Source organism: Marivibrio sp. (genome assembly GCF_040218065.1).
Classification (GTDB): domain Bacteria; phylum Pseudomonadota; class Alphaproteobacteria; order UBA8366; family Aestuariispiraceae; genus Marivibrio.
In genome coordinates, this window is record NZ_JAVJQE010000005.1 from 319,432 (window position 1) to 331,158 (window position 11,727).

The following is an 11,727-nucleotide window of genomic DNA, read 5'->3' on the forward strand; positions in this document are numbered from 1 at the left end:
TGAGATCGAACGCCGCTACGCCGGCGGGATGCCGGATACGGTCGCGCTCAGCGGTCGGCCGGCGCAGGTGCGCGACTACTACCAACTGCTGAAGCCGCGGGTGATGTCCTTGGTGGTCTTCACCGGCGTCGCCGGATTGATCGCCGCGCCGGGCGACATCCATCCGCTGTTGGCGGCGGTGGCGATCCTGTGCATTACGGTTGGCGCGGGCGCCGCCGGCGCGATCAACATGTGGTACGATCGCGACATCGACGCGGTCATGACCCGCACCCGCGGGCGCCCGCTGCCGATGGGGCGCGTTCCGGCGGAGGAGGCGCTCGCCTTCGGAGTCGTGCTGTCGCTCTTCTCGGTCGCGCTGATGGCGATCGCCGTCAATTACGCGGCCGCGGGGCTGCTGGCGGGCACGATCCTGTTCTACGTTTTCATCTACACCATGTGGCTGAAGCGCCGCACGCCGCAGAACATCGTGATCGGCGGCGCGGCCGGCGCTTTTCCGCCGATGATCGGCTGGGCCGCGGTGACGGGCGACGTCTCGCTCGCCTCAATCGCGCTGTTCGCGATCATCTTCTTCTGGACGCCGCCGCATTTCTGGGCGCTGGCGCTGTTCCGGGCCGGCGATTACGGCAAGGCGGGCGTGCCGATGCTGCCGGTCGTCGCCGGACGCGAGGCGACCAAGCGGCAGATCTTCATCTACACCGCAATTCTCTTCCCGCTCGGCCTCGCGCCTTGGGCGCTGGGCGCGGCGGGGGCGGTCTACGGCCTGTCGGCTCTGGTGCTGGGCGGGCTGTTTCTGGTTTCCGCGATCGCGGTGCTGCGCGAGCCGGACGCGGCGGGCGACAAGGCCGCCAAACGCATGTTCGGCTATTCCATCTTCTATCTGTTCGCGATCTTCGGCGCGCTGATGATCGACGCGGCGCAGGCCGCGTGGCTTTGAGGCGCGGCAAACGCATCCGAAGGAGCGCGGGAAAGTGACGGCGAAGGTTTTGAAGGACGAGAACGAGGAATTCGACGGCGACATCCGCCGCGACCCGAAGCAGGTGCACCGCCGCCAGCGCGGCAAGAATCTGGCGGTTGCGGGGTTGGTGGTCGCCTTCGTGGTGATCGTCTACCTGGTCTCCATCGTGAAGATGAGCTCGGGCTACTGAAGGCGGATCTACGATGAACGACGAAGCGACCCGGACCCAAGATCCCCGCGCGGCGCGCGCGGCGAAGAACCGCAAGACGGCGCTGGCCGCCGCCGGCGGGGTGGTCGCCATGGTGGGGTTGAGCTTCGCCAGCGTTCCGCTTTACGACCTGTTCTGCCGGGTCACCGGGTTCGGCGGCACGACCCAGGTCGGGGCCGGGTCGAGCGAGGTTATCGACCGCGAGGTCACCGTGCGGTTCGACGCCAGCGTCAACAAGGACCTGCCCTGGTCCTTTCGGCCGAAGCAGGCGCCGATGACGGTCAAGGTCGGCGAGTCGCATCTGGCTTTCTACAAGGCGGAGAGCCTCGCCGATCACGAGACGCTGGGCACCGCGACGTTCAACGTGACGCCGATCAAGGCGGGTCAGTATTTCGTCAAGATCGACTGCTTCTGCTTCACCGAACAGATGCTGACGCCGGGCCAGTCGATCGACATGCCGGTCACTTTCTACGTCGATCCCGCGATCGAGGAAGATCCGGATCTGGACGATGTGAACACGATCACGCTCTCCTACACCTTCTTTCCGAAGAAGGGCGAGGCGAGCGAGCAGGTCTCGAGCCTGGACGCGGCCGCCGGGACGCAGTAAGCCCGGAGGCGGCGGACCGAAAACCGGTCATCGGAGTTTTTTGGGGGAAGGGCCCCGTCACCTAGGGGAAGTAGGATGGCAAGCGAACATCACGCGCCCAATCACGATTATCATCTGGTCGACCCGAGCCCGTGGCCCGCGCTCGGCGCGCTGTCCGGCTTCGTGCTTGCGATGGGCGCAGTGCTCTACATGCACCCGGATCTGCTGGGTCTCGAACTCGGCGTAATCAAGTTTGTGCCGGGAATCGTCCTGGTGCTGGCGACCATGTTCTACTGGTGGCGCGACGTGGTGCGCGAGGCCAACGCCGGCGACCACAAGCCGGTCGTGCAGCTCGGCCTGCGCTACGGCATGGCGCTTTTCATCGCCTCGGAGGTGATGTTCTTCGTGGCGTTCTTCTGGGCCTATTTCGACGCCAGCCTGTTCGTCGATCAGGCCAACATGCCGGGCCGCGTCGAGGCCACCGGCGGCGTCTGGCCGCCTGAGGGGATCCAGACCTTCGACCCGTTCCATCTGCCCTTCATGAACACGCTTATCCTGCTGCTGTCCGGCTGCACGGTCACCTGGGCGCACCATGCGCTGCGCGAGGGCAATCGGAAGGGCTTGATTCAGGGCCTTTGGCTGACCGTCATTCTGGGCGTCTGTTTCACCGCGATGCAGGCCTACGAGTACGGCCACGCCGCCTTCGGCTTCACCGACGGGATCTACGCCTCGACCTTCTATCTGGCCACCGGCTTCCACGGCTTCCACGTAATCGTCGGCACCATCTTCCTGGCGGTCTGCCTGGTGCGCGCCTACAAGGGCCACTTCACGCCGAATCAGCATTTCGGCTTCGAGGCGGCCGCTTGGTACTGGCATTTCGTCGACGTGGTGTGGCTGTTCCTGTTCGTCTCGATCTACTGGTGGGGCGCCTGATAGGCGGCCTGGCGGGCGGCTTCGGACGCCCGCGCGAGACGCGACGACCATCAAGGGGGCGGGCGCCGGCCGATCGGGACCGGCGCCCGCCGTTTTTTCAAGCGAGCGCCGACCGCTCCAACGCCCCGTCAAAGAGCCTTTGAGAGAGCGATGAGCAACCCGCACCAACAGCCCGAAGACGAGGAGGCGGCGCCCGATCCGAATCGCTATCCTAGCCCATGGGCGACCGGCTGGAAAGGGCGGTGCCCGCGATGCGGCGAGGGGCGGCTCTATAGCGGCTTCCTCAAAGTGGCCCCGCGCTGCGGCGTATGCGGGCTGGATCTGAGCGGTGAGGACGCCGGCGACGGCGCCGTGCCGTTTCTGATTCTGCTGATCGGCGCGCTCGGCGTCGGCTTCGGAATGGTTTTTCTATTGGGCTACGACTGGTCGGTCTGGGGAACGCTGGCGGTGACGGCGCCGCTGATCGTGGTGCTGACGATCCTCTCGATTCCCAAGGCCAAGGGCCTGCTGATCGCCTTGCAGTTCGTCAACCGGGCCGGCGACACCGGCCGCAGCAGCTTCGACCAAGACTGAGACGCCGCACGATCCGGTGCGCGCCGTAATGGGAGACCCCAATGCCGTTTCGGCCCAAGCTGATCCCGACCCTCTTCACCATTCCATCGGTGATCGTCCTCGTCTGGCTGGGCGTGTGGCAGTTGCAGAGGCTGGAGTGGAAAGAGGAGCTGATAGACAAGTTGCAAAGCCGCGCCGTAGCAGAGGCCGTCGACTTGCCCGCGACCCCCGCCCTCGACCGCGAGGAGTGGGAGTACCGCAAGGTCGAGGCCGAGGGCGTCTTCCTGCATGAGGAGGAATTCTATCTCCTCAACCGATCGCTCAACGGCAACCCCGGGATCCACGTCCTCACGCCGCTCAAGCGCACCGACGTGGACGGCGAGCAGACGATCCTGGTCAACCGCGGTTGGGTCCCCTTCGACAAGCGCGAGCGGGAGACCCGCGAGCAGGGCCTGATCGACGGCGCGGTCACCGTCGAGGGCATCCTGCGGTTCCCCCGCGAGGTGACCGGCCTGCAGCGCGTCTTCCTGCCGGAGAACGAGCCGCAGAACAACATGTGGTACGACCCTAATCTCGACCAGATGGAGGCGGAGCTCGCCGCGGAACTGCCGAACTACTACCTCGTCGACGGTCGGGACGAGACGCCGGGTCTTTACCCCGTCTCCCGCCAGTGGCGCCTCGACATCCGCAACGATCACCTGCAGTACGCGTTGACCTGGTTCTTCCTGGCGATCGCCTTGGCGGTGATCTACGTCGTCTACCACCGGCGTCCGCGCGGCGGCGACAAGACCGCCGGCGACACCCGATCCTAACCCAGGGGAGCCCATGACCGCCGCCGACGCTTATTCGCACCTCGAGTCGCGGTTTCGCCGCATCGCGGTTCTGGAGGAATGTGCGACGGTTCTGCATTGGGACGCCGCCGTGATGATGCCGGCGAGCGCGGCCGAACCGCGCGGCGATCAGCTGGCGGAACTGCGGGTCGTGCTGCACGAACTGCTGACCGACCCTGCGCTGGGCGAGTTGCTGAGCGCCGCCGAGGAGGCGCCGCCCGAGGACCCGTGGGCGGCGGCCAATCTGCGCGAGATGCGCCGAGACCACCTGCATGCAGCCGCCGCGCCCGTCGATCTGGTGGCTGCGCACAGCCGCGCTTGTTCGGCCTGCGAAGCCCGTTGGCGCACGGCCAAGGGCGAGGATGATTTCGCCGCCGTTCGCCCGCATCTGGAGGAGGTCGTCCGGCTGTCCCGCGAGATCGGGGCGGTTAAGGGCGAGGCGCTGGGTCTCGACCCCTACGATGCGCTGATGGACCAGTACGAGCCCGACGCGCGGGCGGACGACGTCGTCCCGGTGCTGGAGGCTTACGCCGCCTTTCTGCCGGATTTTCTGGCGGCTGTGCTGGAGAAGCAGGGGCGCGCCCCGGCGCCCGCGGCGCCGCAGGGTCCGTTCCCCGCCGACGGGCAACGCGCGCTGGTGCGCGACCTGCTGGCGCGCGTCGGCTTCCCGTTCGAGCGGGGACGCCTGGACGAAAGCGCGCATCCCTTCTCCACCGGTTATCCCGGCGACAACCGCATCACCATCATGGTGAAGGAGGACGATCCGTCGATGGCGGTGATGGCCTCGCTGCATGAATGCGGCCATGCGCTTTACGAGGCGCAGCTTCCGTCGGCGTGGGCGCGCCAGCCGGTCGGCCGGGCGCGCGGCATGGCGATGCATGAGAGCCAGTCGCTGATCGTGGAGATGCAGGCCTGTCGATCGCCGGAATTCATCGCTTGGCTGGCGCCGCGAATGTCGGCCGCCCTGGGTCCGGACCCCGCCTTCGAGCCCGCCAACCTGAAGCGCCTCTACAATCAGGTGACGCCGAGCCTCATCCGGGTCGAGGCGGACGAGGTGACCTATCCCGCGCACGTCATCCTGCGCACGCGCCTCGAACGCGCGTTGATGGCGGGCGATCTCGCGGTCGACGATCTGCCGGGCGCGTGGCGGGATGAGCTTTCGGCGCTCTTGGGCGTTCGGCCGGACACCGACCGCGAGGGCGTGTTGCAGGACATTCACTGGTTCGACGGGGCGTTCGGCTATTTCCCGACCTATACGCTGGGGGCCATGACGGCGGCGCAGCTGATGGCGGCCGCGCAGGAAGCGCGGCCGGAAATCCCCGCCCGCCTTGCCGAGGGCGACTTTACGCCGCTGCTTGATTGGCTGGCCGGGGCTGTGCACTCTCAAGCGAGCCGCTATCCGACGCAGGAGGTGATCCGTCGGGCGACCGGCCGGCCGCTCGATCCGACGGCGTTCCAGGCGCATCTCAAGCGCCGCTATCTGGAGACCGAGTGAGATGGAAGAGACCACGCAGCAGATGCAGGCGCTGTACGATCAGGCGGCGCCGATGGTGCTGGAGTACGGCGAGAACATCGTCAGCGCGATTCTGATCCTGATCGTCGGCTGGTGGATCGCCGGGCGCGTCGGCGCGGCCGTGCGCAAACTGCTGGATCGCCAGAAGCGGATGGACGGCACCGTCAAGCCGTTGCTCGCCAGCCTCGTCAAATACACGATCCTGATCATCACGATCGTCGCCGTGCTCGGCCGCTTCGGGGTTCAGACGGCCTCCATCATCGCGGTCCTCGGCGCGGCCGGCCTCGCGATCGGCTTGGCGCTGCAGGGCACGCTGCAGAACATCGCCGCCGGCATCATGCTGCTGGCGCTGCGCCCGCTGAAGGTCGGGGAGTATGTCCAGGCCGGATCGCTCGGCGGCACGGTGGAGGAGATCGGCCTCTTCACCACGACGCTCACCACGGCGGACGGCGTCTACATCTCCGCGCCGAACAGCGCGCTGTGGAATCAGGCGATCACCAATTACTCGCGCAATCCTACCCGTCGCCTCGATTTCGAGGTGGGGATCGCCTACGACGACGATGTGGATGCGGCCCAGAAGGCGTTGATGGCGCTCATGCAGGCGGATGACCGGATCAAGGCGGAGCCGCCGCCGATGACCATGGTCACCGCGCTCGCCGACAGCTCGATCAACATCAACCTGCGCTGTTGGGTCTCCACGGCCGATTTCTGGGCCGTCAAATGGGACGTTCAGAAGGGCGCGAAAAAGGCGGTCGAAGACGCCGGCTGCACCATTCCCTTCCCGCAGCGCGACGTGCACATGATCCAGGCCGCGGCCGAATAGAAGAGGGTGCGTCGCCTCCATGCGGTATGTCAGCACTCGCGGGGAAGCCCCCGCACTCGGCTTCGACGACGTCCTGCTGACGGGCCTGGCCCGCGACGGCGGCCTATACGTCCCGGCCGAGTGGCCGCGCTTCGCGACCGAGGATTGGAAAGCGCTGCGCGGCCTGTCCTACGTCGAGTTGGCGGCGCGCGTGATGGCCCCCTTCGTCGACGACGCGCTGGACGAGGCGACCCTGGCCGATCTGCTGGCCGACGCCTACGCCGGCTTCGATCATGACGCGGTGGCGCCGCTGAAGCAGCTCGACGCGAACAGCTGGGTGATGGAGCTGTTCCACGGTCCCACTCTGGCCTTCAAGGATTTCGCGCTGCAGGTGCTGGGCCGCCTGTTCGACCATATCTTGAGCCGCCGGGGCGAGCGGGTGACGATCGTCGGCGCGACGTCGGGCGACACCGGCTCGGCGGCGATCGAGGCCTGCCGCGACCGCGACATGATCGACATTTTCATCCTCCATCCCAAGGGCCGGACCTCGGAGGTGCAGCGCCGGCAGATGACGACGGTGGACGCCGCCAACGTCCACAATATCGCGGTCGACGGGTCGTTCGACGATTGCCAGGATCTGGTGAAGGGGCTGTTCAACGACCCGCTGTTCCGGGACGAGGTCAATCTCTCGGCGGTCAATTCGATCAACTGGGCGCGGATCATGGCCCAGATCGTCTACTACGCGCACGCCGGCGTCTCCCTCGGCGCGCCCGATCGCGAGATCGCCTTCGCCGTGCCGACCGGCAATTTCGGCAACGTCTTCGCGGCCTACGGCGCGCGTGAGATGGGGCTGCCGGTCGGCCAGTTGATCGTCGGCTCCAACGAGAACGACATCCTGACGCGGTTTTTCGAATCCAACGACATGTCGATCCGCACCGTCGCGCCGACCTTGAGCCCGTCGATGGACATCCAAGTCTCCAGCAATTTCGAACGCCTGCTGTTCGACCTGCTCGACCGCGACGGCGAAAAGACGGCCCACGTCATGCAAACCTTCCGGGCGTCAGGCGAACTGCCGCTGGACGAGGGCCGTTGGAGCCGCGCGACCCAGCTTTTCGCCGGCGCGCGCTTTACCGACGCGGAGACTTCGGCCGCCATCGCCGGCGTGCTGGAGGCGACGGGCGAACTGGTCGACCCCCACACCGCGATCGGGATTCTGGCCGGCTGGACCGCGCGGCGCGACCCGCGCACGCCGCTGGTCACGGCCGCGACCGCCCATCCGGCCAAGTTCCCCGACGCGGTCGAGGCGGCGACGGGGATCCGTCCCGCCCTGCCCGAGCGCCTGTCGGATCTCTACGACCGGCCCGAGCGCTTTACCGAGATGCGCAACAGTCTCGGCGACCTGCAAGACGCCATCCGCGCGAACAATAGAGCGGGAGCCCCGGTATGACGGACGAGACGACGATCCGGACGACCCGGCTGTCGAACGGACTGACCGTGGCGACCGATCGGATGGAGCATGTGGCGACCGTCAGCCTCGGCGTATGGGTCGGCGCCGGCGCCCGGGCCGAGCCGGCGGCGATCAACGGCGTCGCCCATTTCCTCGAGCATATGGCCTTCAAGGGCACTGAGCGGCGCAGCGCTCGGCGCATCGCCGAGGAGATCGAGGCCGTCGGCGGACTCCTCAACGCCTACACCGCGCGCGAGAACACCGCCTATTACGCCAAAGTGCTGGCGGAGGACGCGCCGCTCGCGCTCGACATCATCGCCGACATCATGCTGCATCCGACGTTCGACGCGACCGAGTTGGAGCGCGAGCGGTCGGTCATCCTGCAGGAGATCGGGCAGTGCTTCGACACGCCCGACGACGTGATCTTCGATCACTTTCAGGAGCAGGCCTTCCAGGCCCAGGCGATGGGGCGGCCGGTGCTGGGGACGGTCGACACCGTCGGGGCGATGACGCGCGATGCGGTGCAGGGATTCATGGCGCGGCGCTACGCCGGCGACCGCATGGTGCTGGCCGCCGCGGGGGCGGTGGAGCATGAGGAGTTCGTCGCCCGCGCGGCCGAGGCCTTCGACGCCCTGCCGGCGACCAGCGATGCGGCGGTCGAAGACGCCGCCTACACCGGCGGCGAGCATCGCGAGATCCGCGACAGCGAACAGGCGCATCTGATCCTGGGCTTCCCCGGACCCGCCTATGCGGACGCGGACTTCTATCCGACCGCCGTCCTAAACACGCTGCTCGGCGGCGGCATGTCCTCGCGCCTGTTCCAGGAGATCCGCGAGGAGCGGGGCCTCGTCTATTCCATCTTCTCCTTCAACAGCGCCTTCGCCGACAGCGGGATCTTCGGCGTCTACGCCGGCACCGGCGAAGCCGACGTCGAGGAGCTCGTGCCCGTCCTGTGCGAGGAGATCGCGCGCACCGCCGCTGAGGCCGCGCCGGAGGAGGAGGTCGCGCGCGCGCGCGCCCAGGTGAAGGCCGCCATGTTGATGGCGCGTGAATCCACCGGCGCGCGCTGCGACCAGCTGGGACAGCAACTTCTGATCCACGGCCGGGCGATTCCCGTGGAGGAGCAGATCGCGAAGCTGGAGGCCGTGACGCCGGAGGCCGTGCGCTCGGCCGCGGAGACGCTGTTCCGTGCGCCGCCGACGCTCGCCGCGCTCGGCCCTCTGTCGCGGTTGGAGACGTACGAGGCGATCGCCGCGCGCCTGCCGGGCGCTGCGCGCGCGGCGTGACGGCGCCGGCGAGCCGGGAGGCGGAGGAGCGGTGAGCGGCGCGGGTCTCTTCGGTCTCTTCGGGCGGCGCGCGCCGACCCTTCGGCTGATCGGCCCCAGCGTCTACATCCGCTGCCCGGCCCGGCGCGATCAGCGCGCCTGGATCGCCATCCGCCGCGAGAGCAAGCGCTTCCTCGAGCCGTGGGAGCCCACCTGGCCGCGCGACGCGCTGACGCCCCAGGGCTATCGCCGGCGCCTCGACCGGTTCCTGATGGAATGGCGCGCCGGCACGGGCTTCGGCTTTTTCGTCTTCACGCGAGACGGCGACCGGCTGGTCGGCGGCGTGACGCTGGCCAACGTGCGCCGCGGCGTGGTGCAGAGCGCCAATGTCGGCTACTGGACGGGCCAGCCCTTCATCCGCCAGGGCTACATGACGGAGGCGCTGCACCTCGCCCTCGACTTCGCCTTCCGTCGCCTCCAGCTCCATCGGGTCGAGGCCGCCTGCCTCACCCACAACGAGGCCAGCCGTCGGCTCCTTCTCAAGGCCGGCTTCCAGAGCGAAGGGATCGCGCGGAAATATCTCTGCATCGCCGGCCAATGGCAGGATCACGAGACCTTCGCCATCCTGGCGAGCGATCCCCGCCCGGCCGTGCCGGTGGAGGAGCGACCCTGAGGAATTTTGTTCTACATATGATTATACAACAGAGAACAATAACGCTCACATAACACTTTTTAGTAGACAAAGTGAGATTTTTACGCTTGGCTGACCAGGTTCGTCGGATCGGCCGCTGCGGGTTTCGCGCGCCGATCCTCGGTTTCTCTTCGCCGCCCAGACCGCGCCGCCTCCCCCGACACCCCTTGGCGCGCCCGGCGGCGCCCGTTATAGGAGTTTTTCGTGACCGGAACCCATCAAAGCGCGGCGGACGAGATCACCGCCTCGCACGCCCCCGCCGGCCCGGGCGCCCTGGCCGCCCAGCCCGCCGCCGGGACGCCGGCCCCCGCCGCCGCGTTCGGGAGTCCCCGCGCAGGCGGGGACCTCTCTATATCAAGCGCCGACGCCGACGCCGGCCCCGATCTCGCGTCCGGCGGCGCCCCCGACTCCGCTCCCGACTCCGCCCGCCCCGACCAGATGGCCGCGATCCGCGCCCGGAAGGCTGAGCGGGAGAAAGAACAGGCCGCCCGCGACAAGGCCGCCCGCGCCCGCAAAACGGCGGCGGACCAGGCGGCCGAGCGTCAGCGCGAGGATCGCCTGAAGGCGCTGGCGCGCCGCAACGCCGCCCAAGCCCCGCAGCGGCCGAGTCCCCGCGAAGGCGGGGACCTCCGCGAAATCGCGCAAGAGCCGCCCGGCTCAGCGCCCCTGACGCCCCAGGGCGCCACCGTCGACGATCGCATCCGCTCGCTGATGCGCGACCCGCGCTATTGGCGCGAGCGCGATCCCGGCCTGCTCGACCACGTGACCCGCCAATGGCGGCGCGCCTATCCGGGCGTGAGCCGGCACGTCGGGTTCAAGCGCCCCGACCCGCAGCCCGCGATCCGCCCGGGCGACGTGGAGCCTTGGCCGGCGCGGGACGAAAAGCCCAAGCTCCAGAAGCTTCCCGCCCGCCCGGGCGAGCATCCGCCGCACCCGCGGCCGATGATCATGCGGCCGGGCTGGAGATGGAACGGCTGGACCGGCCGGTGGGAGCGGATGACGCCCGAAGAGGCGGCCGAAGAGCAGGCGTGGTTGGAGCGCGGGCCGACACCGCTGAAAGCGGACGCCCCGGCCCCCGACCACAACAGCGGCCTCAGCCGCGAGGACGCGCTCGACGCCCTGCGCGCCGAGGCCGCCGACGGCGGAATGCGCGCGTCGGCGTTCCTGAAAGAAGCCGAACGCATCCGCGAGGCCTATCCGGACGACGGCGGCGGTGAAGGCGTACAGGTCGCGGCGGCCGAGCTCGACCGGCTGGATCGCTCCACCGGCGAACGGACCGCCCGCGAGACGCCGGCGCCGGCTGCGGGCGAGACCCGCAAGGAGCGTCGCGACAAACGAGGTCGGATGGAGCCGCAAAGCTCGATCCCGCTCAATTCCCTCAAATATGAGAAGATGCATGATATCCTTCAGGAGGATGACGGCGCCGTGCGCTCGCACTGGTTCGGCGCGGCGGCGGACGTCACCTCGCTTAACTCTCTGGGCGCGCTCGACAGTCCGGCCGGCGAACTGGTCGACGACCGCGCGGCGTCGGTGATGCGCGCGGTCCATCACAAGCTGGCGCCGGAGAATTTCGCGCTGTTCGACACCCTCAGGAAGGGGGACCTTCCCGACGATCTGAAGGGCCTCTCCGGCAAGGCGCTCGATTACGCGCTGGTCGAGCGCGAGCAGGCGCTCGTCCAGAAGCATCTGGACGCCGAACTCGCGCAGTTCCCCGAGGCGGAGCGCCCGGAGGTGACGGCGGCGTTGAGCCGGTTGATCAATCTCAGCGGCCTCGAAAAGCGTTTCGCCGACCTCTTAGGAGATACGGGCGTTCGAAACGCGGTCAAAGAAGCTTTTGGAGAGGGCGGTTTCGACTTCTCACAACGTTCTCATCGTGAAGCCCTCGGCAAAGCGATGATTGACCTAAGGTATGAGGTGTTGCCGTGAACGCCCGCCTTTTCCAATA

At 68.0% G+C, this 11,727-nt stretch carries 12 protein-coding genes; all 12 read left to right on the top strand.

Going from position 1 to position 11,727, the window contains the following annotated elements:
• Positions 1 to 28: 28 nt before the first annotated feature.
• The 12 genes from RIB45_RS03740 (at position 29) to RIB45_RS03795 (ending at position 11,708) form a co-directional block, all read left to right on the top strand.
• Positions 29 to 934 carry a heme o synthase gene (locus RIB45_RS03740; RefSeq protein ID WP_350049088.1) on the top strand — a complete coding sequence of 302 codons (906 nt, stop codon included), beginning with the start codon at positions 29 to 31 and terminating at the stop codon, positions 932 to 934.
• Positions 935 to 968: 34 nt separating this feature from the next.
• The gene (locus RIB45_RS03745; protein WP_350048881.1) at positions 969 to 1,145 is read left to right on the top strand and encodes a cytochrome c oxidase system small membrane protein; all 177 of its coding nucleotides are present in this window, start codon (positions 969 to 971) and stop codon (positions 1,143 to 1,145) included.
• Between the two features lie 13 nt (positions 1,146 to 1,158).
• Positions 1,159 to 1,770, top strand: coding sequence for a cytochrome c oxidase assembly protein (locus tag RIB45_RS03750; protein ID WP_350048882.1), 612 nt, complete (start codon positions 1,159 to 1,161; stop codon positions 1,768 to 1,770).
• A 75-nt stretch (positions 1,771 to 1,845) separates the two neighbouring features.
• The gene (locus tag RIB45_RS03755) at positions 1,846 to 2,682 is read left to right on the top strand and encodes a cytochrome c oxidase subunit 3 (RefSeq protein WP_350048883.1); all 837 of its coding nucleotides are present in this window, start codon (positions 1,846 to 1,848) and stop codon (positions 2,680 to 2,682) included.
• 150 nt (positions 2,683 to 2,832) lie between these two features.
• Positions 2,833 to 3,255, top strand: coding sequence for a DUF983 domain-containing protein (locus RIB45_RS03760; RefSeq protein WP_350048884.1), 423 nt, complete (start codon positions 2,833 to 2,835; stop codon positions 3,253 to 3,255).
• A gap of 41 nt (positions 3,256 to 3,296) precedes the next feature.
• Positions 3,297 to 4,046: an SURF1 family protein gene (locus RIB45_RS03765; protein WP_350048885.1), complete on the top strand. Its 750-nt coding sequence runs from the start codon at positions 3,297 to 3,299 to the stop codon at positions 4,044 to 4,046.
• A 13-nt stretch (positions 4,047 to 4,059) separates the two neighbouring features.
• Positions 4,060 to 5,559: a carboxypeptidase M32 gene (locus RIB45_RS03770; RefSeq protein ID WP_350048886.1), complete on the top strand. Its 1,500-nt coding sequence runs from the start codon at positions 4,060 to 4,062 to the stop codon at positions 5,557 to 5,559.
• Position 5,560: 1 nt separating this feature from the next.
• Complete coding sequence (locus RIB45_RS03775; RefSeq protein ID WP_350048887.1) at positions 5,561 to 6,400, top strand: mechanosensitive ion channel family protein; 840 nt, start codon at positions 5,561 to 5,563, stop codon at positions 6,398 to 6,400.
• 19 nt (positions 6,401 to 6,419) lie between these two features.
• Positions 6,420 to 7,826 (top strand): threonine synthase, encoded by a 1,407-nt coding sequence (thrC, locus tag RIB45_RS03780; protein ID WP_350048888.1) that lies wholly within the window; start codon positions 6,420 to 6,422, stop codon positions 7,824 to 7,826.
• On the top strand, positions 7,823 to 9,112 hold the full coding sequence (locus RIB45_RS03785) for a M16 family metallopeptidase (protein ID WP_350048889.1): 1,290 nt from the start codon (positions 7,823 to 7,825) through the stop codon (positions 9,110 to 9,112). Before thrC ends, RIB45_RS03785 begins: the two co-directional genes overlap by 4 nt.
• Before the next feature lie 31 nt (positions 9,113 to 9,143).
• On the top strand, positions 9,144 to 9,764 hold the full coding sequence (locus RIB45_RS03790) for a GNAT family N-acetyltransferase (RefSeq protein WP_350048890.1): 621 nt from the start codon (positions 9,144 to 9,146) through the stop codon (positions 9,762 to 9,764).
• 222 nt (positions 9,765 to 9,986) lie between these two features.
• Positions 9,987 to 11,708 (top strand): hypothetical protein, encoded by a 1,722-nt coding sequence (locus RIB45_RS03795; RefSeq protein ID WP_350048891.1) that lies wholly within the window; start codon positions 9,987 to 9,989, stop codon positions 11,706 to 11,708.
• The last annotated feature ends 19 nt before the right edge of the window (positions 11,709 to 11,727 follow it).

Excerpts from the sequence above, each read along its gene's own strand:
- thrC (WP_350048888.1), top strand. The coding sequence starts at position 6,420 with ATGCGGTATGTCAGCACTCGCGGGGAAGCCCCCGCACTCGGCTTCGAC.
- RIB45_RS03755 (WP_350048883.1), top strand. The coding sequence starts at position 1,846 with ATGGCAAGCGAACATCACGCGCCCAATCACGATTATCATCTGGTCGAC.
- RIB45_RS03775 (WP_350048887.1), top strand. The coding sequence starts at position 5,561 with ATGGAAGAGACCACGCAGCAGATGCAGGCGCTGTACGATCAGGCGGCG.
- RIB45_RS03770 (WP_350048886.1), top strand. The coding sequence starts at position 4,060 with ATGACCGCCGCCGACGCTTATTCGCACCTCGAGTCGCGGTTTCGCCGC.
- RIB45_RS03740 (WP_350049088.1), top strand. The coding sequence starts at position 29 with ATGCCGGATACGGTCGCGCTCAGCGGTCGGCCGGCGCAGGTGCGCGAC.
- RIB45_RS03760 (WP_350048884.1), top strand. The coding sequence starts at position 2,833 with ATGAGCAACCCGCACCAACAGCCCGAAGACGAGGAGGCGGCGCCCGAT.
- RIB45_RS03785 (WP_350048889.1), top strand. The coding sequence starts at position 7,823 with ATGACGGACGAGACGACGATCCGGACGACCCGGCTGTCGAACGGACTG.
- RIB45_RS03750 (WP_350048882.1), top strand. The coding sequence starts at position 1,159 with ATGAACGACGAAGCGACCCGGACCCAAGATCCCCGCGCGGCGCGCGCG.
- RIB45_RS03765 (WP_350048885.1), top strand. The coding sequence starts at position 3,297 with ATGCCGTTTCGGCCCAAGCTGATCCCGACCCTCTTCACCATTCCATCG.